The 21390-nt window shown below is 41.7% G+C and carries 19 protein-coding genes and 1 tRNA gene; 10 read left to right on the top strand and 10 right to left on the bottom strand.

What is annotated here, in order from left to right:
* Positions 1-2: 2 nt before the first annotated feature.
* From G564_RS18365 to G564_RS0102280, 6 genes are all read right to left on the bottom strand, one after another.
* On the bottom strand, positions 3-2819 hold the full coding sequence (locus G564_RS18365; RefSeq protein WP_051205259.1) for a T9SS type A sorting domain-containing protein: 2817 nt from the start codon (positions 2817-2819) through the stop codon (positions 3-5).
* Between the two features lie 51 nt (positions 2820-2870).
* Entirely contained in the window at positions 2871-4211 is a 1341-nt protein-coding gene (locus tag G564_RS0102300) for a deoxyguanosinetriphosphate triphosphohydrolase (protein WP_037373352.1), read from the bottom strand.
* A gap of 459 nt (positions 4212-4670) precedes the next feature.
* Positions 4671-7088, bottom strand: a complete 2418-nt coding sequence (locus G564_RS0102295) for a ribonucleoside-diphosphate reductase subunit alpha (RefSeq protein ID WP_029036233.1) — start codon at positions 7086-7088, stop codon at positions 4671-4673.
* A 119-nt stretch (positions 7089-7207) separates the two neighbouring features.
* Positions 7208-8185, bottom strand: coding sequence for a ribonucleotide-diphosphate reductase subunit beta (locus G564_RS0102290; protein WP_029036232.1), 978 nt, complete (start codon positions 8183-8185; stop codon positions 7208-7210).
* Positions 8186-8450: 265 nt separating this feature from the next.
* A complete protein-coding gene (locus tag G564_RS0102285) occupies positions 8451-9530 on the bottom strand; it encodes a Gfo/Idh/MocA family protein (protein WP_029036231.1) in 1080 nt (359 codons plus the stop codon).
* A gap of 136 nt (positions 9531-9666) precedes the next feature.
* The gene (locus G564_RS0102280) at positions 9667-10245 is read right to left on the bottom strand and encodes a DUF3109 family protein (RefSeq protein ID WP_029036230.1); all 579 of its coding nucleotides are present in this window, start codon (positions 10243-10245) and stop codon (positions 9667-9669) included.
* Between the two features lie 126 nt (positions 10246-10371).
* On the opposite strand from G564_RS0102280, the gene G564_RS0102275 reads away from it, so the two are divergent.
* A complete protein-coding gene (locus tag G564_RS0102275; protein WP_029036229.1) occupies positions 10372-10947 on the top strand; it encodes a MarC family protein in 576 nt (191 codons plus the stop codon).
* Positions 10944-11141: a hypothetical protein gene (locus G564_RS0102270; RefSeq protein ID WP_029036228.1), complete on the top strand. Its 198-nt coding sequence runs from the start codon at positions 10944-10946 to the stop codon at positions 11139-11141. The genes G564_RS0102275 and G564_RS0102270 overlap by 4 nt, the downstream gene beginning before the upstream one ends.
* A gap of 305 nt (positions 11142-11446) precedes the next feature.
* On the opposite strand, the gene G564_RS0102265 is transcribed toward G564_RS0102270, so the two are convergent.
* From G564_RS0102265 to G564_RS0102255, 3 genes are all read right to left on the bottom strand, one after another.
* Positions 11447-13054, bottom strand: a complete 1608-nt coding sequence (locus G564_RS0102265; RefSeq protein ID WP_029036227.1) for a S41 family peptidase — start codon at positions 13052-13054, stop codon at positions 11447-11449.
* Positions 13051-13482: a deoxycytidylate deaminase gene (locus G564_RS0102260; protein ID WP_029036226.1), complete on the bottom strand. Its 432-nt coding sequence runs from the start codon at positions 13480-13482 to the stop codon at positions 13051-13053. Before G564_RS0102260 ends, G564_RS0102265 begins: the two co-directional genes overlap by 4 nt.
* Before the next feature lie 110 nt (positions 13483-13592).
* A complete protein-coding gene (locus tag G564_RS0102255; RefSeq protein WP_029036225.1) occupies positions 13593-14180 on the bottom strand; it encodes a HupE/UreJ family protein in 588 nt (195 codons plus the stop codon).
* Positions 14181-14315: 135 nt separating this feature from the next.
* On the opposite strand from G564_RS0102255, the gene G564_RS18360 reads away from it, so the two are divergent.
* From G564_RS18360 to serS, 8 genes are all read left to right on the top strand, one after another.
* Positions 14316-14621, top strand: a complete 306-nt coding sequence (locus G564_RS18360; protein ID WP_245583648.1) for a GIY-YIG nuclease family protein — start codon at positions 14316-14318, stop codon at positions 14619-14621.
* Between the two features lie 45 nt (positions 14622-14666).
* A tRNA-Leu gene (locus G564_RS0102245) sits at positions 14667-14748 on the top strand.
* Positions 14749-14903: 155 nt separating this feature from the next.
* Positions 14904-15845, top strand: a complete 942-nt coding sequence (locus G564_RS0102240) for a ribose-phosphate pyrophosphokinase (protein WP_029036224.1) — start codon at positions 14904-14906, stop codon at positions 15843-15845.
* A gap of 153 nt (positions 15846-15998) precedes the next feature.
* Complete coding sequence (locus G564_RS0102230; protein WP_029036223.1) at positions 15999-16658, top strand: 50S ribosomal protein L25/general stress protein Ctc; 660 nt, start codon at positions 15999-16001, stop codon at positions 16656-16658.
* Between the two features lie 150 nt (positions 16659-16808).
* Positions 16809-17441 (top strand): aminoacyl-tRNA hydrolase, encoded by a 633-nt coding sequence (pth, locus tag G564_RS0102225; RefSeq protein ID WP_029036222.1) that lies wholly within the window; start codon positions 16809-16811, stop codon positions 17439-17441.
* 8 nt (positions 17442-17449) lie between these two features.
* Entirely contained in the window at positions 17450-18388 is a 939-nt protein-coding gene (locus G564_RS0102220; protein ID WP_029036221.1) for a bifunctional riboflavin kinase/FAD synthetase, read from the top strand.
* Entirely contained in the window at positions 18378-19697 is a 1320-nt protein-coding gene (locus G564_RS0102215; protein WP_029036220.1) for an HTTM domain-containing protein, read from the top strand. Before G564_RS0102220 ends, G564_RS0102215 begins: the two co-directional genes overlap by 11 nt.
* Positions 19698-19772: 75 nt before the next feature.
* On the top strand, positions 19773-21044 hold the full coding sequence (gene serS / locus G564_RS0102210; protein ID WP_029036219.1) for a serine--tRNA ligase: 1272 nt from the start codon (positions 19773-19775) through the stop codon (positions 21042-21044).
* A 46-nt stretch (positions 21045-21090) separates the two neighbouring features.
* Here the strand turns inward: serS and G564_RS0102205 are convergent.
* Positions 21091-21390, bottom strand: a 300-nt coding sequence (locus G564_RS0102205) for a transposase (protein WP_029036218.1), incomplete at its 5' end; no start/stop codon positions are given.

The raw sequence follows: 21390 nt of genomic DNA, 5'->3' as shown, positions 1-21390 counted from the left end.
TTTTACTTTTTCACCACTTTTTGAACTGTTACTCCGTTCGGGCCCTCAATTCTCAAGATGTACATTCCTGAAGCTTCTGTAGCTAAATCAAATTCCTTTGGATCATTCGCTTCCAGTGGCAGTTTTATCACCTTAAGAAGTCTTCCCTGAATATTGTAAACATAGATCTCTATATTAGGAGAGTCCTGGCCTGAAATAAGATTGTAACTTCCACCCGAAACGCTTGGGTAAACCATTAGAAGATTGTCTTCCACAATGACTTCACCTCTTTCTTCAGCTTCTTCCTGGGCAGTTTTAAATAAGCCGGAGAACATTCCGCGGCCATAAGATGCTGCATAGACTACGTTGTTTCCTTTTTTCAGGTCGAGATCAGTAACTTTTACATCACTCATTCCATTATAGGACTGGACCCAGGAAGGAGAGCTGCTATTAAAATTATCTGTGGCCCAAACTCCCAGCTCAGTTCCAATGATCACTTCATTCTTGTTCAATGGATTTGGTAGGATAGTCAATACCGGGAGGTCCGGCAGATCTCCTTCTTTGTTGACCCATGTAGGATTTGAAGAGGTAGCATTGGCAGTATACCAGATACTTCTTACACCGTAGTTATAGAAGGTGACATAAAGTTCGTCTTCACTGCTGCCAAATTCCACATCAGAAATACTTCCGACAAATTGTGAGCCGGTAATGTCTTTCCAGTTAGCATTAGCCGGATCCCCATCTGCATTTTCAATTCTGAGTAACTTTCCGTTGATTAGTCCCAGCATTACCGTGCTGCTGGTTGTAGTATATGGTGAAACCGTAATTGCACTTATAGAAGTATTGAGCAGAGAATTTTTAAAGGATTTCCTGGGGGCAACAGGATCATTATTGGTAATACCATCGTCTCCTATGGAGGTTAGATCTGTGAGATTATCATAACGATAAAGAGTTCCTTTAGGACCATTTGAAAAAAGTTTATCAAGATTGGAGTCCAGAGCCTGCGGATTGATAAAGAAGCCGTCTCTGTCCTCATTATTGGCTATTAAACCGTACTCACTCTTGTCGTAGTTGTAAAGCACAATAAGATCGTTGTAAACAAGATTGGCAATAAAATATTTTGGATCTACCTGGTCAAAAAAAGCATGTGCCCCGTCGCCACCAAGAATACCTATGCCTACAGGATTTCCATTCTGTATCAATTGGGTGCCATTATCCTGCGTTCCGCCCAGGAAGTAATCTCCACTCGCGAAAGTAGTTGGAGCTACTGCGATGGAGTAAAACTGGGTGGTAATATAATCCGTCTCAGGGGTTATGAATACATCAGAGGAACTTGCCGCAGCGAGATCGCTCGCATAAGATACGCCCCCGTCATGTCCAAATATAGCCTGATTGGTATTCCCCGGCCTGAATTTCATTACATGATGGTCTGCATGCACTAAAGAAACAGAGAGCGAATTAAGATTTTCATTGTTTGACCATTTGGTGATCTGTTCCCAGCTTTGTCCACTGTTTGTTGACCGGAAAAGATCAATTCCACCGGCATAAACGATATCATCATTTGTAGGGTCTGATTCGATCATGAGGTTGTAAAAAGCCTGGCCCCGGGCAAAATCACTGGCAGGAATATCGAGATCTGCATCACTAGGTTCATTCATCTTTGAAACTGTGGCAAAAGCATCAGTGGTGATAAACATTTCAGCTTCTTCAGACACACCTTCTGCCAGAATGTAGAATTTCTGGGAATTGGTAGATGAAGCCTCGATTTCGGTCCTGTACACATTTGGAATTGTCGTAATTTGGGTGAAATTTGTGTTTGCGCCTTTTTCTCTCTTAAAGATCTTTCCTCCCCTGGAACCTTCAGCCCCCGGTGAATATGTGGTGGCAACCCAAAGATGGCCATCGGCATCGGTTTCAAAGTCGTTAAAGGAATCATCACCTATAAGCTTTGTCCAGGTGCTTCCTCCATCTTTGGTGCCGTATAATCCTTTCTCGTAAAAACCGAGTAAATTCAAAGGATTTTGAGCGTTGGCATATAAATGAGTGGATACGCCAATAAATACTTCGGTACTGCTGCCATTGTCCCAGGCTTCAATATCATTAATATAAAACACACCTCCCACAGCTCTTATATTCCCTCCTGTGGAGGAATTGGCAAAATCCTCCACGTCCAGGACCTTCTCCCAACTTGTGCCTCCATCTGTAGTCTTATAAACTCCTGTTCCCACGACATCTCCACCTGTATACTGCTCACCGGTACCTACATACCAGATATTAGAATCCCTTGGATCTACAGTGATACAGGAGATATTAAGATTGGCAGGCAGTCCTTCCACTTTTTTCCAGGGGGAGCTTTCACTGGTAATGTTTGCATTTACCCATAGGCCGCCACTTATTGCTCCCGCAAAAACCCGCCGTCCATTAGCGTCATTTGGATCGAAAAGCAGCACCCTGGTGCGACCTCCCACATTGCTGGGTCCCCTTGAATTCCATATATGTTTTTCACTATCTCCCGGAGCTTTTTGGGTGCTTTTATTCTTTCTTTGGCGTTGCAGTCTGTCATGAATTTCCTTGACCTTATGCGGTTCGGGGTATCCCAGAGCCGGATTCATGGTAAGATATTCCATGAGTTCGTAATACTTATTGGGAGGTAATCCCTTCTGAATTTTTTCCAGGCGGGAAAAACCCTTGTCCTTTTCAGGAGCATTTTGTTCCAGGAATGCGGAATGAGTTTTCCGAAGTTCTGAAATATTATGGGATTTAATTTCCGAATTGATGTAAAGGCCTAAAACAACCACGATTACCAGCACCGGAAGAATAAAATATAATTTTTTATACATATACGGTAATAAAAGGCCTCAGCCGAAACCTGTATGGCAAAATACGAAAAATTAAATTTTAAGACCTTTGAATTTTTTGAAAGATGAAACTATGTTACTGTCTGTGAGGGAGGAGATGTAACTACATACTTTTATCAGCTTATCGTAAACTGGCATATCCCCAAAATGTTCCGCTTCAGGAATCAGTTTAAGAACAAGCCTGTCGTAGTTCGTTTGCACACCATCCCGGGGTAGCAGCGCTCCTGTATAAGTGTCGAGAAGGTGAGAAAGCATTTGGTAACCGGCAATTTCCTTGCTTACCACTTCTTCGCTCTGGTAAATCTTATCTATGCTTATCTTGATGATGTCGGTGATCTGGGCTTCATACTTACTCCTGTCAAAAAGAGCCTCATGAAAATCCCCTTTTAGGATAGCCTCTTCATTGGCCATAAAGATCTCCACTGCCTCGGTGAGTAAAGTATTAATGGCCAATGCACGCAGGTAGCTTAACCTGTCTGCACGGGTTTGCAGATTGTGATATTTTTTGGTGATGATGGAATCCTTTACCAGGTTGATGAGGTATTCTAAAGCATATTCCTCCTGAATAAGCCCCAGGTTGATGCCGTCTTCAAAATCTATGATCGTATAGCAAATATCATCGGCCGCTTCTACTAGAAATGCCAGCGGATGCCTGCAGTAGCTGAGATTTTTTCCGCTGCCCGTGGAGATAAGGCCAAGCTCATTTGCTACCTCCTCAAAAAAGGCTTTTTCAGACTGAAATATTCCGAATTTTTTATCGGCTATACGGGATGTGGGTTTATGCGGAAGCGATTCCTTCGGATATTTTATAAAAGCTCCCAAAGTAGCGTAAGAAAGCCTGATGCCTCCGGGAATACCGGGCCTGTCTTCTGTAAGGATCTTAAAACCATTGGCATTACCTTCAAATTTTGTAAGATCCTGGTACTGCTCAGGAGTCAGAAGATCTTTAAATCTCTTTCCATTCCCATTGCTGAAATATTCTCCAATGGCTTTCTCCCCCGAATGTCCAAACGGCGGATTCCCAATATCATGTGCTAATGCTGCAGCTGCTACAATGGCACCGAAGTCGTTCATTTGATAGCCATGGGTTTTCTCCAACTGCGGATGCTTCTCCAGGATCTTCTGTCCCGCCAGTCGGCCAAGAGACCTGCCAACTACAGAGACTTCCAAACTGTGAGTGAGCCGCGTGTGGACAAAATCTGTCTTGGAAAGCGGAATCACCTGCGTTTTATCCTGCAGACTTCGAAAAGCTGAAGAAAAAATGATCCTGTCATAATCTACTTCAAAACCTAACCGGGTAGCATTTTGTTCTTTTCTTAACCTCTTATTTGTATCTCCAGCTTTTCTAAGCGAAAGCAGCTGCTCCCAATTCATCATTTGCTTAATTTTTTCACTAAGGCTCAAAAATAAACAATGAGCAATTAACAATTATCAATTAACAGGAATAATAAATGTAAACACAAAATTCCAAGCACCAAGCACCGAGCACCAAGCACCAAATTCCAATTTTGGAGATTAAATGGAAGAGCTGAAATTGCGTTTTATTTCACGCAGAGCTCGGGAAGAAAAAAATTAATAGTGCAGAAAAGAATTAATTCTTGGCGTCCTTCACAAAATATTTGCGGACTTGGCGAGAAAATTTAGTGAGATTTTTTTTCTGCGCATATCTGCGAGATCAGCGGGAAAAGGTCTTAAACATTTCCATAGATTCATTTAACATCAGGGTTTTCAAGGCTTCGACTTTTCCTCTCTACGGTCGGGCTCAGCTTGACATTTCCTTTCCAATGACTTCAAAATCGCTTCTCAATACTCAATACTAACTACTCAATACTCCTAAGATCCGCACATTAAACAATCATCCCCTTCAGCTTCCCTGGAGCTGGCGATGAGGGCACGTAATTCCTCCGGACTCAAAGAAGTTCCTTCGGGTACGGGCACAGCTACAGGTTTAGATGTTTCCGCAGGAATTTCTTCTTTCTTTTCCTCCTTCGCCAGAGTGAATTTGATGGCATCCACAGCACTTTTAGTCCGCAGGTAATACATTCCGGTTTTGAGTCCGCTTTTCCAGGCGTAAAAATGCATGGAAGTGAGTTTAGAATAATTCGCATTCTCCATGAACAGGTTGAGCGATTGCGACTGATCGATAAAATATCCTCTGTGACGGGACATGTCGATAATGTCTTTCATGCTCAATTCCCAAACTGTTTTATAGAGCTCTTTAAGATCTTCAGGAATTACATCGATATTCTGTACAGAACCATTGGATCGTAAAATGGCATTTTTGACATCCTCTGTCCACAGATTTCTTTCCACAAGGTCTTCCAACAGGTGCTTGTTTACCACAATAAATTCTCCCGAAAGTACGCGGCGGGTGTAAATATTTGAAGTGTATGGTTCAAAAGCTTCGTTGTTCCCAAGGATCTGCGAGGTCGAAGCAGTAGGCATTGGCGCTACTAAAAGAGAGTTACGAACGCCATTTTTAAGTACTTGTTTTCTCAGTTTTGCCCAGTCCCATCTTCCGCTGAGGTCTTCATCATTGATCCCCCACAGGTTGAACTGAAACTGACCTTTACTCATAGGTGAACCTTTATAGGTAGAATAAGCGCCCTCTTCTTTGGCCATTTCCATGGATGCGGTAACGGCAGCAAAATAAAGCGTCTCAAAGATCTCCTGATTCAGTTTTTTTGCTGCATCACTTGTGAATGGAAGCCTTAGTTTAATAAAGGTATCTGCCAATCCCTGGACTCCAAGCCCTACAGGACGATGCCTGAAATTGGAATTTTCGGCCTCCTTCACCGGATAATAGTTCCGGTCGATCACCTTGTTCAGGTTTCTGGTCACTCTTTTGGTGATCCTGAATAGCTCTTTATGATCAAATTCATTGCCTTTGATGAACATTGGCAGCGCAATGGATGCCAGGTTACAAACTGCAACTTCATCTTCGCTCGTATATTCAAGGATTTCTGTACAAAGGTTTGAAGAACGGATGGTACCCAAATTCTGCTGATTAGATTTCCTGTTTGCGGAATCCTTGTAAAGCATATAAGGCGTTCCGGTTTCGATCTGTGATTCAAGGATCTTTTCCCACAGCTCCCGGGCTTTTATGCTTTTGCGGCCTTTACCCTCGGCTTCATATTTTAAATAAAGTTCTTCGAATTCATCTCCGTGGATATCATAAAGTCCGGGGCATTCGTGCGGACACATGAGTGTCCAGTGCTCATTGGCTTCCACACGCTTCATGAAAAGATCGGGCACCCACATCGCATAAAAAAGGTCGCGTGCACGCATTTCTTCTTTTCCGTGATTCTTTTTCAGGTCCAGGAAATCAAAGATATCGGCATGCCATGGCTCTACGTAAATCGCAAAGGAACCTTTCCGCTTTCCGCCGCCCTGATCTACATATCTCGCAGTGTCATTAAACACCCGAAGCATGGGAACAATGCCGTTTGAAGTTCCGTTAGTTCCTGAAATATATGAACCCGTAGCTCTTACGTTGTGGATCGATAAGCCAATTCCGCCGGCAGATTGCGATATCTTCGCCGTTTGCTTCAGCGTGTCATAAATGCCGTCGATGCTGTCATCTTTCATAGTGAGCAGAAAACAGGAAGACATTTGCGGCTTCGGAGTTCCCGCATTGAAGAGAGTAGGAGTGGCATGTGTGAAGAATTTCTTCGACATGAGCTCGTAAGTCTCAATGGCGGCTTCCATGTTATCGGGATGAATTCCCACAGAAACCCGCATAAGCATATGCTGAGGTCTCTCAGCGATCTTGCCGTTGATCTTCAGCAGATAGGAACGTTCCAGAGTTTTGAATCCGAAGTAATCGTATTGGAAGTCTCTATTGTAGATTATCGTGGAATCCAGCAGGTCCTTATTGTTCTGAATAACCTCGTAAACATCATCGGCAATTAGTGGCGCCTTTTGATTTGTCCGCGGGTTCACATATTCATAGAGATCGGTCATGACTTCAGAAAAGCTCTTTTTTGTGTTCTTGTGCAGGTTAGAGACAGAGATCCTTGCCGCCAGCTTAGCATAATCGGGATGAGAGGTAGTCATGGTAGCTGCGATCTCAGCTGCCAGATTGTCAAGTTCGCTGGTAGTGACGCCATCGTAGAGGCCTTCTATTACCCGCATCGCCACCTTTACAGGGTCAACGAGTACGTTCAATCCATAACACAGCTTCTTAATACGGGCTGTGATCTTGTCAAACATAATAGGTTCTCTGCGGCCGTCTCTTTTTTCTACAAACATAACTGAAGGTTTAAGGCCCCTCCCGCCCTCCCCAATGGGAGGAGGCATGAGCGATTTATTGAAAGGTGCTTCACTATGTGAAGCTAAAATATTCCCCCTTCGGGGGTTAGGGGGCTGGTCTAAAAATCTGCGTCGAAGCTGATTTTGTCGGCGTCTTTGTCTTTATTCATCACGCCTGCTTTCTGATATTCCCCGACTCTTTTTTCAAAGAAGTTGGTTTTTCCCTGCAGGTTGATCATATCCATAAAGTCAAATGGATTTGCAGTGCCGTATTCCTTCTCACATTCGAGTTCTACCAATAGTCGGTCGGCAACAAATTCCAGGTACTGGGTCATGAGTTTTGAGTTCATGCCAATGAGACTCACCGGAAGGGATTCAGTAATAAATTCCCTTTCGATATTCAAAGCGTCAACAATGATCGCTCTAATTCGTTCTTTTGGCACCTTGTTCACCAGGTGGTTATTGTGCAGGTGAACGGCGAAATCGCAATGCACGCCTTCGTCTCTTGAGATCAATTCGTTAGAGAAGGTAAGGCCGGGCATTAATCCGCGTTTCTTCAGCCAGAAGATAGAGCAGAAGGCGCCCGAAAAGAATATTCCCTCCACAGCTGCAAAAGCGATAAGCCTTTCAGCAAAAGAATCCGATTCTATCCACTTAAGGGCCCATTGGGCCTTCTTCTGAATAGCGGGGAATACTTCTATAGCTTTAAAAAGCTGATTTTTTTCCTTCTCATCCTTAACGTAGGTGTCGATGAGCAGGGAGTAGGTTTCAGAATGGATGTTCTCCATCATGATCTGGAATCCGTAGAAGAATTTAGCTTCAGAATACTGAACTTCATTTACGAAGTTCTCGGCTAAATTCTCATTGACGATCCCATCAGATGCGGCAAAAAAGGCAAGAATGTGTTTGATGAAATATCTTTCATCAGACGTTAATTTGTGGTTCCAGTCAGTAAGGTCCTGGTGCAGATCTATTTCTTCTGCAGTCCAGAAACTTGCTTCCATTTTTTTGTACCAATCCCAGATGTCGTGATGTTTAATGGGGAAGATCACAAATCTATCCTTGTTCTCCTGCAAAATGGGTTCTAACTGGGCCATGATATATTAAGTTTGGTTGGTCTTGGTAATAATGACAGTAACAAATATTGGAATTTATGTAAGATTTTCTCCTACAGGCGCAGAAAGCTTTTCAACAAAGTTTTCAACACGATAAATAGAAATTGTTACTGAAGGATTGTTAACCTTTCAATATATCTCTCTGTATATAAATGTTTTAAGAATTGTTAAAGCAATTAAGAAACGGAATTATTTCTTCCTGAAATCCGGAAATAAAGAGGTGCCAAAAATGGCATTTTTGGAAGGTTTATATTTTTACTCTTTGCCCATTTTTCGCAGCCGATTCGTATATCTTTTCCAGCACAATAATGTCTTTTAAACCTTCTTCTCCGGGTACAATTAAAGGCTTGTTATTTAGAATAGCCAGAGCATCATCATCCATTTGTAAAGCCTGCTGATTTTTTCTCATTGGCTCCAGAACTTTGCCGTCGCTCGTTCCTCCTTTTACACCACTGTAAGACTGAAAAGGTTGAAGGTAATAGGACCCGTCACGGCAGCTAACCTCAAGTTTGTTCATGCTTTCTCCAAAGCTGGTGCGGCAGTGAGCTTTAATTCCGTCGGGGAATTCCAGTGTAAATTCCATTGTTTCATCCACTTCACTAAAAACCTGTGGTCTGCTGGTGGATGATCTGGCCGAAACAGCTATGGGTTCACGGCCGGTGGTGTAGCGGGAGGTATTGAGTGGATAAACTCCCATGTCATACATAGCACCGCCTCCCATTTCTTCCACCGCACGCCAGCCGGGATTTCTGCTGAAGAAACCTGCCTCGCCTGTTAATTTCTGTATTGGTCCATAAGGAGTGGTTTCGGCCCACTTCATCATAAGGCGGTTATTTTTTTCATGCTGGAGGCGGTATCCTATGGCGAGTTTTACTTTATTCTTTTCACAGGCTTCGATCATTTGCCGACATTCTTCAGCATTCATTGCCATAGGTTTTTCACACCACACATGTTTTCCTGCATTAGCTGCAATAATGGTATACTTAGCATGCATGGAGTTCGGCAGGACTATATAGATCACATCAATGTCATCATTATTGGCGATCTCGTGCATGTTCTCATAGTTGTAAACATTGGAATCTGGAATTCCATATTTTTCCTGCCATTGTGGGATTTTGTGCGGACTTCCGGTTACAATCCCACGGAGTTCACAGTGCTCTGTTTCCTGTAGGGCAGGAGCCAGTTGATTTGTACTGTAACCACCCAGACCCACAAGGGCTACACCCAATTTTTTCTTTTCTGCTCCAAATAAAAAACCAGGAAAAGGCAGAGCTGTGGCAGCAAGAACTAATCCGGATTTTTTGATAAAATTTCGCCTGTTTTCCATGATTTTTTAGTTTAAAATAAAGATAATGAAAAATAGACTTTTTGAGAGGTAATGAAACTTTTTAGCAGCATTTAACGCTACATTGATCAAAAGATCATTTGTTTGATGTGGTGGGCTAAAAAAATTAAATATGATATTAAGTCTCCTGCTCTTTTTGTTTCTCAGCGATTTTTTCAAGCTCGGCATACCAGTCTTCACCAAACTTTCTGATAAGAGCATCTTTAACAAATTTATATACGGGGACCTGTAGTTCTTTTCCAAGGGTGCAGGCGTCGTCGCAGATATACCAGTGGTGATAATTCACTGCAGAAAATTCTGAGTAATCCTGGGTGCGTACAGGATAAAGGTGGCAGGAAACAGGTTTCTTCCAGTCAATATCTCCCTGGTTATAAGCTTCCTCAATTCCGCAAAGGGCTGTTCCTTTGTTGTCAAAGGTGACATAGGCACAATCTGCCCCGTCTATAAGCGGAGTTTCGTACTCGCCGTCTTCTCCAATGACCGAAGTGCCCTGTTTTTCAATTGCCTCAATGCCTTCCTTCCGCAGGTAAGGCTTTACTTTGGGGTAAATGTCATCAAGAATTCCGGTTTCTGACTCTTCAAGAGGAGCGCCTGCATCGCCTGCAATACAACATGCTCCTTTACAGGCCGAAAGGTTACAAACAAAATCCTTTTTAAGGATCTCTTCAGAAATAATCGTTTTTCCAAGCTGAAACATGCGGCAAAGATAAATTTTTCGGGCAGCTTTCCGAAGCTAAACCAAAAGTCTTATTCTGTTAAAATTATCTAAGAATAATTTGAAATCTTTTAATTCAAAGTACTTTTGCAGGCTAGTTTTTTTGTGATGGAATTTAATTTTAGGGAAATTGCGACTGCAACTATGATCCTTTTTGCAGTAATTGATATCATTGGCAGTATTCCCATAATCATTGATTTAAGGAAAAAAGCAGGACATATTCAAAGTGAAAAGGCTACAGTGGTGGCAGGTTTGCTCATGATAGCCTTTTTGTTTGTAGGGAAAGAAATACTTAACCTTATTGGGATCGATGTAAATTCCTTTGCGGTTGCAGGTGCCTTGATCTTATTTTTTCTGGCTCTTGAAATGATTCTTGGGATAACGCTCTATAAAGATGAAGCGCCCGAAACTGCTGCTGTTGTTCCACTGGCTTTCCCTTTAATAGCAGGTGCGGGAACTATGACCTCCATACTTTCCCTAAGAGCGGAATATGCGACTGTTAATATTATTGCAGCCATTATTATAAATATTATTTTTGTCTATATAGTCCTTAAGTCTTCGGGAAAAATTGAAAGGTTTCTAGGAAGACAGGGAATCAACGTGATCCGAAAGATTTTTGGGGTCATTCTTCTGGCAATTGCCGTAAAATTATTTGCTACCAATATTAAGAGTCTGTTTATATGAAAGCCTTTATTTATTTATTAATCGTTCTTGCCACCGGGCTGATCATTTATAATTTTACTTTTCTTGATTTTCAAAATGCCTTTGCGGGAGATAGTAAAACAGCTCTAATTGGAATCCTTGCTTCCAGCATCGTGGTGGTTCTTATGGTTATCCTTTTAATGTCACGCTCTATTTCTGAAAAATCTCAGGAGTAATGTCTGCCGGGTTTAGGTCTTTTTGAAGATCTTTCAGGAGCTAGAAAGGATTACGATTTTTTATTTGCGGAACTCCAGATAAAGATGTTTTTCCTTTAAGCTAAAAAAACCGCATTTTTTTTTAAAAAGTATAGGTCCCGAAAAGGGCATTTTTGAGAGGTATTCCCCAGCTGCTTATAATCATATAATAATTTAGGCGGAAACCCGGAGCAAATAACTTCTGAAGGAAGTGGAGTAGCCGTAAATAGATATTTCCCGGCTCGGAAATGGAAGAGGGAATAGAAGTTTCCGGTAAAATTTAAAAGTTACTTCCTGAAGGAGGTATTACCGGCGGCCAGTTCTTTTACTTTATCAATTGCAGGATCTTCTTCATTCAGGATCTGTTCAAAAGCAGTACTTCCAAACAATTGCTGAGCCATTGCAGCTTTTAAATACCTTTTTAGTACCGGCCTGTAATTAGAGAATTTCACATCAAAATTTTCCCGCTGCATAAAAGCTCTGAAATCATTTATAATCTGGTCAGAGATCATTTCTCTCTGCATAAATTCTTCATAGCTCAGAGCATTATAGTAGTCCCTGTTTTTTTCGAGAACTTCAAATATAAAACCGTCCATGTAACCATTTCTAAGCATCAGGTTAAGACTCTGCTTCTCAAAATTGGTGTCCTTAGGTATAAAGATATCAGGAATTATCCCGCCACCGCCGTAGACTACTTTACCTTCGGGAGTAACATATTTGAGGGAGTCGTCTACCTGGATATTGTCTGCGCTCTGTAATTCACCGTTCTTATAGCGATTGAGGTAGTCATTAAAATATTCTTCACTACCATTATTGTACGGGCGCTGAATGGACCGGCCTGTGGGGGTGTAATAACGAGCGATGGTTAAACGTACTGCGCTGCCGTCACCTAAAGCCATTTCCCTTTGTACAAGACCTTTGCCAAAGGACCTTCTTCCAATGATCACTCCCTTGTCATTATCCTGTAATGCCCCGGCAATGATCTCGCTGGCCGATGCCGAATTCTCATTAATAAGTACGTAAAGTTCCCCGGTCTCAAAATCTCCCTCTTTTGTGGAGTAAGTTTTTTCTATAGCACCTTTTTTATTCTTGGTAATAAGAACAAGTTTCTTGTCCGGAAGAAATTCATCTACAATTTTGGTAGCTTCAGCAAGATAACCGCCCGGATTGTTTCGAAGATCCAGTGCGATTTTTGTTGCTCCCTGTTTTTTTAGCTGTAGCAAACTTTCTTTGAATTCTTTATAGGTAGATTCAGCAAAGCGGTTGATCTTAATATAGCCCAGCTCTTCAGAAAGCATATAAGCGGCATCGACACTTTTAAGAGCTACGCGGCCCCTTTTTACATCAAATTCCAATAGTTCGGGGTTCCCTTTACGATAGACTTTTAAAACAACCCTCGTATTTTCTTCACCTTTTAATTTACTTGTAATCGAATCTTCACTAATATTTGAATCGAAAAGAGGTTCTCCGTTAGCATAGAGGATGCGATCTCCACCTTTGATCCCGACTCTTTCACTGGGACCGCCTTCAATAGTTTGAATGACCGCAATTGTATCATTAATGTTGCGGAAGCTTACCCCAATACCCACAAAATCTCCTTTCATACTGGCGCTGAGATTGACATATTCCTGCTGCGGAATATAAACCGAATGTGGGTCAAGATCTGTAAGAATCCCGTTTACGGTTACATCTACGATACTGTCCATATCCACCTCGTCAACGTACTCGTATTCAATATAGTCAATGAGCCTTGCCAGCTTTTCCTTCTTTTTGTTTGGTTTTAAAAACGAACTGGAGGTGTAACTGGAAAAATCAAGTGCAGCACCTAATAGCACCCCAATGGCGCAGGCGAATCCCAGTAGTAAGGGTAAATATTTGTTATTCCTGTTTTTCAACTATCCAGCTGACTTATTTGTTCTATTTCAACCCCGGCTTTTTCTAAAAAATCTAATCCCGAGTTGTCTTTATAATCAATATTATACACCAGGCGGGTAATTCCGGACTGGTGAATTAATTTACTGCATTCCTTGCAGGGTGACATGGTGATATACAAAGTAGCTCCCTTACAGGATTGTGTAGAGCCGGCAACTTTTAATATGGCATTGGCCTCTGCATGCAGAACATACCATTTAGTATAACCCTCTTCGTCCTCACACGGATTTTCAAAACCTGTTGGGGTTCCGTTATATCCGTCAGAAATTATCATTCTGTCTTTCACAATAAGCGCGCCAACCTGTTTTCTATTACAGTGGGAAAGTTTGCCCCATTCCCTTGCAATTCTAAGGTAGGCTTTGTCAAATTTTAATTGCTTCGTTCTCTGCATAATTTTTAATAATGGCTGCAAGTACAGGAAGCTCTTAAGTTGCTGAAAATTTGAACTTTACTAATGTATTGCAAGCCTGAATTTAAACCAATAAAGGAAAGTTAAATTTTCTATAGCGCAAGATAATTTTCTTTTAAAATTGGCAGCACAATACCAATAACAATGGCCGATACTACTAAAATCCAATCCCTGCGTTTGACTCCCAGTACATTTTGTAGCAGAAAGGCGAGGATGAGCACAGCCAAAACCACAATGATCTGTGCAATTTCTATACCCAAAGCAAATTCGAGCAGGGGTAGAAATTTACTTTTGGTTCCTGCGGCGATCATTTTGAAATAGGTGGAAAAACCAAGGCCGTGAATGATTCCGAAGAATGCGGTCGTGAGATAAAGAACACTGATGTTGTTTTTATTCTCTCTCTTCTTTGCATTGACCATGTTAAATATTGCAGTAACCAAAATTGTAACCGGAATCAAAAATTCCACCCAGGAGCTATCAACCCTTACGATATCATAGGTTGAAAGTATTAAAGAAATTGTATGGCCCAGAGTGAAAATGGTGACCAGCCAGAAAACCCGGATCCATGAAAAAAATGAATAAGAGGCCACCAGAACTATTAAAAACAAAATATGATCATAGGCGTTCCAGTCCAGGACATGTTCCAGGCCTAAGCGAAAATACAACCAGAATTGTGACATAGGGAGCGTGTGATATGCCGCGAAATTTACAATTTCTTGCGAAGATGCGCAAAGGGATAAGAAAATGAAGTGGTTCCTGCCGACATAGAATTAATTCCTTGAAATTTTATAGGTGAAAAGAAAAAATTATTACTTTTGCCCTCCACTCGCCTTGGTGCCTGCCTGCCGGCAGGCAGGGCGGAATTGGTAGACCTGCCTGCCGGCAGGCAGGCGCGCTGGAGCAAAGTTCTTTGTATGTTTTACGTTTATGCTTTATCTGGCATTGAAAAGAACTACATTTATGTAGGTTTGACCTCAGATCTGGAAAGGAGGATGCAACAGCACAATTCTGGAAAGGAGAAAACCACCAGAAATTACAGACCTTTTCAGTTAATTTATTCCGAGATTTACACTTCTCGATTGGAAGCAAGAGGAAGAGAAAAATATTGGAAATGGGGATAGGTAAAGAAAAATTAAAAGAAGTTCGGAACAAATTGAAATGATTATGCCTTGGTGGCGGAACTGGTAGACGCGCTGGATTCAAAATCCAGTGTCTTCGGACGTGCGGGTTCGATTCCCGCCCAAGGTACAAGAGCCTCAGAAATTTGATTTTTGAGGCTCTTTTCTTTTTGAAAACCTCGCTTAAAAAGTTTTTCATCTTACAGCTAATCTGTAACTGCTAAACCTTCAGGCTAAGAATTAATTTCTAAATTTGCAGGGCAACAACAAACAACACCACAACCAATGTCTGAAGTTTCCACCGCAGTTAAGATCTTTTCCTGCAATCAAAGCCGCGATCTTGCCCAGAAAATAGCTGAATCCTATGGTTCTAAATTGGGCAATGTTATCACCTCTACCTACAGTGACGGAGAGTTTCAACCTTCCTTTGAAGAATCTGTAAGAGGTTCAAGAGTCTTTATTATTGGATCCACTCACCCGGGATCAGATCACCTAATGGAGCTATTGCTCATGCTTGACGCTGCCAAAAGAGCATCTGCCAGGCATATTACTGCAGTTATTCCCTATTATGGATGGGCCAGGCAGGATCGGAAAGATAAGCCACGGGTACCTATTGCCGCTAAACTAGTGGCAAAAATGCTTGAAACTGCGGGAGCCACCCGAATAATAACCATGGATCTTCATGCTGACCAGATCCAGGGCTTTTTTGAGAAACCTGTAGATCATCTTTTTGCTTCAACTGTCTTTCTTCCGTACCTGCGCAGTCTTAATCTGCAAAATCTCACCATTGCATCCCCCGATATGGGAGGATCTAAAAGAGCCTATGCCTATTCCAAAACTATGGAAAGTGATGTGGTAATTTGTTATAAACAAAGGGCAAAAGCCAATACGATCACTCACATGGAGCTTATTGGAAATGTTGAGGGGCGTAATGTAGTACTTGTAGATGATATGGTTGATACTGCGGGAACCTTAACCAAAGCTGCCGACGTAATGATGGAGCGGGGGGCTTTGAGTGTAAGAGCTATTTGTACTCACCCTGTACTTTCAGGCGAAGCCTATGAGCGCATTGAAAATTCAAAATTACTGGAACTAATCGTCACCGATTCAATTCCGCTGAAAAAAGAGAGTAGAAAGATAAGAGTGGTCACATGCGCCGATCTTTTTGCAGATGTGATGAACCGTGTGCATAATAACAGGTCCATCAGCTCGAAATTCATCATGTAGATCGAAGTTAGAGGTTAGAAGTACGAAGTGAATTGGGTCGGGCGGAATTTTTGTCTTCTAAAATGCCTTTTTCAGATTGTTTGAAATAATTAGGCTTCAGGCTTTTAATAGCTGAAAAAAAAGATTTACTTTTGCAGCCTAAAATTTTTAACAATGAAATCAATTACGATCAACGGATCTAAAAGAGAAAGCGTAGGCAAGAAAGCTACAAAAGCCTTACGTGATGCTGGACAGGTTCCTTGCGTATTATACGGGGGAGACGAGCCATTACACTTTGCAGCAGATGAGATTGCCTTTAAAGACCTTGTATACACACCAGATGTGCATACAGTGGACATTAAATTAAAAGACGGAGAAAGCTTTAGTGCTGTTCTTCAGGACATCCAGTTCCACCCTGTAACCGATGCTATTTTGCACATTGATTTCTATCAGATCTTTGAAGATAAAGAGATCTCAATGGAAATTCCTGTTCACACTACCGGTGTTGCACGTGGAGTTAAAAATGGTGGGGTGTTGAGATTCAACCTTCGCCGTATGAGAGTGAAAGGTCTTCCTGGAGATCTTCCAGATTTTATTGAAGCAGACATCACTCCGCTTAAGATTGGTAATAAACTTTATGTTACTGCTCTTAAAAGTGATAAGTTTAAGATCATGCACCCCGATAATACTGTGGTTTGCCAGGTTAGAACTTCCCGTAATGTTATCGCTGATACCGAAGATGAGGAAGAAGAAGTACCTGCAGATGAAGTACCGGCAACAGAAGCTTCAGCCGAAGGGAATACTCAGGAAGGAGCAACTGAAGGAAAAGAGTAACAATTCTTTTTATCAATATTATAAACATCCCATTCCGAAAGGTCTGGGATGTTTTTTTATACAATTCCCGGGAGCATCTAATTCCCTGTAGGGGCCCTGAAGATTAGAAGAAAGCTTTTTATTATTTTTACGATTACCAAAACCTAAAATATGCTTCGCTTCTTCGGAAGAATTCTCGGAAAAAAAGAAATTGAAAAAGAAGAAGAAATTCCCCCTATGAAAAAGTTTCTCATTGTCGGGCTGGGTAATATCGGTCCTAAATATCATCATACAAGACATAATATTGGATTTAAGATTCTTGATTTTCTGGCGGAAAAGGAGGGTCTGCAATTCGAATCTCAAAAGTTGGGAGATATTGCTACTTACAAGTTCAAGGGCCGTACCTTTATCCTTCTAAAGCCTTCAACATACATGAACCTCAGCGGGAAAGCGGTGAATTACTGGCTTCAAAAAGAAAAAGTGCCTCTTGAACATCTGCTTGTCATCACAGATGACCTAAATTTACCTTTCGGAACCCTTCGGGTAAAAACTAAAGGAAGTGACGGGGGGCACAATGGCTTAAAAGATATTCAAACTCAGCTGGGAACTACAAATTATAACCGGTTTAGATTCGGAATAAGTGATGAGTTCAGTAAAGGCCGGCAGGTAGATTACGTGCTGGGAGAATGGGGAGAAGAGGAAGAGAAGAAACTGCCAGAGAGATTGGAGAAGTCGGCAGAGGTGATCCGGTCGTTTGGAACGGCAGGAATAAATAACACAATGAATACCTTTAACGGGAAATAGCATTAGCCTTGAAAGAACATAAAGGAGCGCATGCATTTAGCAGCAGTCATCATACAGTAGTTACCATTGGAACTTTTGACGGAGTTCATATAGGCCATCAAAAGATTATTGAGAGGCTGGTAAGTACCGCCAGGGCGGGAAATCTTGAATCGGCTATATTGACCTTTTTTCCACATCCCCGGATGGTGCTTCAAAAGGATACGGATATTAAACTGATCAATACCATAGAAGAAAGAAAAAATATTCTTGAAAAAAGTGGGATTGATCACCTTATAATCCATCCCTTCACACAGCAATTTTCCCGACTTTCTTCCAGGGAATTCGTGAGAGATATACTCGTCAATAAATTAAAGGCTAAAAAGATCATTATCGGGTACGATCACCGGTTTGGCCGTAATAGAACTGCAGACATCAACGACCTCAGGAATTTCGGAAAAGAATACGATTTTGAAGTAGAGGAGATCTCCAAACAGGACGTGGAGGATGTGGCGGTTAGCTCTACCAAGATTAGAAATGCCCTGCTTGAAGGTAGAGTTGAAAAAGCGAATCGCTATCTCAGTTACCCTTTCTCTCTGGCAGGAACTGTTGTAAAAGGCAAAGGCCTGGGTAAAGAATTTGAATTTCCTACTGCAAACTTAAAGATTGAGGAGACATATAAGCTTATTCCGAAAAACGGGGTTTACGTGGTGAGATCTGTTATTGACGGCGAAGAAGTCTTTGGAATGATGAGTATTGGAACTAATCCGACTGTAGGCGGTACAGAAAAGACCATAGAAACGAACTTCTTCGATCTGAATAAAGATCTTTATGGTAAGTATCTTTCTATAGAACTGCTCACACGCATACGGGATGAGAAAAAATTCGATAGTATTGACCAACTAAAAACTGCTATGAAACAGGATAAAGCTTTTAGTATGCAATACATTAGGGACAATCATGCTGAATAAATGGCTTTTTCGAAGGATTGATAATTCCGCACTCATAGTTTTCCGGATCATTTTCGGAATTCTTCTGGCTGCGGAAGCTTTCGGAGCTATTTTTACCGGTTGGATTCGCCGTGCGTTCATGGAACCGCAATTCACCTTTAGCTTTATTGGTTTTGAATTTCTGCAGCCATTGCCCGGAAACGGAATGCTCTGGTACTACGGAGTAATGGGAGTGTTCGGACTCTTTGTTATGCTTGGGTTCAAATACAGGTTCAGCATTTTCATGTATGCGATCATGTGGGCAGCGGTTTACCTGATGCAAAAATCATCCTACAACAACCATTATTACCTGTTAATGCTGCTCTGTTTTCTCATGGTTCTGTTTCCCGCGCACAAATATGCTTCGGTAGACGCCTGGAGAAATCCCCAAATAAAGGAAATAAGTATGCCCCGCTGGATCTGGCTGTTGATCGTACTTCAGTTATGGATCCTCTATACCTATGCTGCCATAGCCAAGCTTTACCCAGACTGGCTGGATGGAACATTGCCTGCTATTCTAATGAAGGCACGAGAACAATACTGGCTGGTGGGTGATCTTCTTCAGCAGGACTGGGTGCACCTTAGTATCGCCTGGTTTGGTTTTCTTTTTGACCTGTTGATCATCCCTTTACTGTTGTGGAAAAGGACCCGTCTTTTTGCCTTTTTTGCAGCTGTATTTTTTCACCTTTTTAATAGTGCCATTTTCCATATTGGGATATTTCCTTACCTGGCCCTGGCTTTCACTTTATTCTTCTTTTCTTCGAAAAAGATCAACCAATATTTTCTTTGGAAGAAACCATATTATTCAGCAGGTGAGATAAAAGTCCCGCCTTACCGCAATTTAATTATTGGTTTTCTTGGTATATGGCTCCTGGTGCAGATCACTCTTCCCGTAAGACACTGGTTCATTCAGGATGATGTATTGTGGACAGAAGAAGGCCACAGGCTAAGCTGGCGTATGATGTTAAGATCAAAATCAGGGCTAATCCAGTATAAGGTGGTAGACAGGGAAAGGCCGCAGGATACCATTTTCATTCAGAACAGCAAATATCTTTCGCCTAAACAAATGCGGGCGCTTCCTTCCAAACCCGATATGATCTGGCAATTCGCCCAGCGGTTGGAAGAAGAATTTGAGCAGGATGGTAAAGAAGTAGAGATTTATGTGGACAGTAAAGTAAGTGTCAACGGCAGGCCATTTCAGAATTTTATAGATTCAAAGGTAAATCTTGCAGACGAAGAATGGGATCATTTTCGGCATCATGACTGGATTTTACCATCTTCTATAGACTAATGTTTAAAGGGCTTTTGTTATTTTTGTTCCTTTACCCGGAAATGCCACTCCGGCAAATCTTCAAAAACAAATACTATGTTACAGGTAGCCAATATCAGGGCGAATAAAGAGGCATATATCGCCGCTTTGAAAAAGAGAAATTTTGATGCTGAAGAGATTTTTTCTGAAGTGCTGGAGCTTGACGAAACACGTCGTTCCACACAGGCAGAACTGGATGAAAAATTAGCCGAATCTAATCGTCTTTCCAAGGAAATAGGAATGCTATTTAAGACTGGAGAACACCTGAAGGCAAATCAACTTAAGCAGCAAACTGTTGACCTGAAGGAAACAACAAAAGAACTTGCAGAGAAGCTTGCAAACACCACAATGGCGTTAAACAGGCAGTTGTACAACATTCCCAATATTCCCAACGAAATAGTACCTGCAGGTTCATCAGAAGCAGATAACGTTGAGGTGTTTAAAGAAGGAGAAGTGCCTGTCCTGGCAGCAGATTCCCTGCCGCACTGGGAACTGGCGAAAAAATATGATATCATAGATTTTGAGTTGGGTAACAAGATCACAGGTGCAGGTTTTCCGGTTTATAAAGGAAAAGGTGCTCGCCTGCAAAGAGCTCTTATTTCTTACTTTTTAGATAAGAATGTTGCAGCAGGATATACCGAATTTCAGATGCCGCTAATGGTTAATGAGGCTTCCGGTTATGGGACTGGTCAGCTGCCCGATAAGGAAGGGCAGATGTATCATGTCACAGAAGATAATCTCTATCTTATTCCAACGGCCGAGGTGCCAATCACAAACATGTTCAGGGATGAAATGCTGAGCGAAGCCGATCTTCCGATAGCGTGTACAGGTTATACACCCTGCTTTAGAAGGGAAGCAGGTTCTTATGGAGCACATGTGCGGGGATTAAACCGCCTGCATCAATTCGACAAGGTAGAGATCGTAAGGCTCGAAAAGCCCGAAGATTCCTATGCTGCACTTGATAAAATGGTAGAGCAGATCAAGGATATCTTAAGAGATTTAAAACTTCCATACCGTATCCTGCGCCTTTGTGGGGGAGACCTTGGATTTACTTCGGCACTAACCTATGACTTTGAGGTCTTTTCTACAGCACAGGACCGCTGGCTGGAGATTAGCTCCTGCTCCAATTTTGAAACCTTCCAGGCGAACAGATTAAAACTCAGATATAAAGACAAAGATGGAAAAAAGGAATTGGTCCATACTCTTAACGGAAGTGCACTTGCTTTACCGCGCGTTTTGGCAGGGATCCTTGAAAACTATCAGATGCCGAACGGTATAAAGGTCCCCGACGTGCTTGTGCCTTACACCGGGTTCGATATGATCGATTAAAAATAATTTTAGAGATAACACAGCAAACCTCACAGTCCCGATATTCTTATGGATAAACCAAGGTTAAATTAAGGGATTTTTCATATTGCCTGTTTTCTCTAATTAAGGCGAAGATCCTGTTAATTAATTTTGCTCTTACAGCATTAACAACAGTCATTTTGTTCTTTCCTTCTGCTATTTTTCTTTCAAAATAATCCCTGAGCTCACCCTTCATTTTTATTGCTGACAAGGCAGCCATATGGAAAAGTGTTTTAAGCTTTTTATTTGCTCTGTGAGACACTTTATTTTTTGATCTTTGACTTGTTCCCGAATGAAAAGAAAAAGGAGCTACACCTATATGACAAGC

It is taken from the genome of Salinimicrobium xinjiangense DSM 19287, assembly GCF_000423585.1.
Lineage (GTDB): Bacteria > Bacteroidota > Bacteroidia > Flavobacteriales > Flavobacteriaceae > Salinimicrobium > Salinimicrobium xinjiangense.
This window is presented reverse-complemented; position numbering and strand designations above follow the sequence as displayed.

Coding starts and splice junctions, on each gene's coding strand:
- G564_RS0102260 (WP_029036226.1), bottom strand. CDS start 13,482: ATGCAGAGAACGAAGCAATTAAAATTTGACAAAGCCTACCTTAGAATT.
- G564_RS0102230 (WP_029036223.1), top strand. CDS start 15,999: ATGAAATCAATTACGATCAACGGATCTAAAAGAGAAAGCGTAGGCAAG.
- G564_RS0102215 (WP_029036220.1), top strand. CDS start 18,378: ATGCTGAATAAATGGCTTTTTCGAAGGATTGATAATTCCGCACTCATA.
- G564_RS18365 (WP_051205259.1), bottom strand. CDS start 2,819: ATGTATAAAAAATTATATTTTATTCTTCCGGTGCTGGTAATCGTGGTT.
- G564_RS0102270 (WP_029036228.1), top strand. CDS start 10,944: ATGAAAGCCTTTATTTATTTATTAATCGTTCTTGCCACCGGGCTGATC.
- G564_RS0102275 (WP_029036229.1), top strand. CDS start 10,372: ATGGAATTTAATTTTAGGGAAATTGCGACTGCAACTATGATCCTTTTT.
- G564_RS0102280 (WP_029036230.1), bottom strand. CDS start 10,245: ATGTTTCAGCTTGGAAAAACGATTATTTCTGAAGAGATCCTTAAAAAG.
- G564_RS0102240 (WP_029036224.1), top strand. CDS start 14,904: ATGTCTGAAGTTTCCACCGCAGTTAAGATCTTTTCCTGCAATCAAAGC.
- G564_RS0102285 (WP_029036231.1), bottom strand. CDS start 9,530: ATGGAAAACAGGCGAAATTTTATCAAAAAATCCGGATTAGTTCTTGCT.
- G564_RS0102295 (WP_029036233.1), bottom strand. CDS start 7,088: ATGTTTGTAGAAAAAAGAGACGGCCGCAGAGAACCTATTATGTTTGAC.
- G564_RS0102300 (WP_037373352.1), bottom strand. CDS start 4,211: ATGAATTGGGAGCAGCTGCTTTCGCTTAGAAAAGCTGGAGATACAAAT.
- G564_RS0102290 (WP_029036232.1), bottom strand. CDS start 8,185: ATGGCCCAGTTAGAACCCATTTTGCAGGAGAACAAGGATAGATTTGTG.
- G564_RS0102255 (WP_029036225.1), bottom strand. CDS start 14,180: ATGTCACAATTCTGGTTGTATTTTCGCTTAGGCCTGGAACATGTCCTG.
- serS (WP_029036219.1), top strand. CDS start 19,773: ATGTTACAGGTAGCCAATATCAGGGCGAATAAAGAGGCATATATCGCC.
- pth (WP_029036222.1), top strand. CDS start 16,809: ATGCTTCGCTTCTTCGGAAGAATTCTCGGAAAAAAAGAAATTGAAAAA.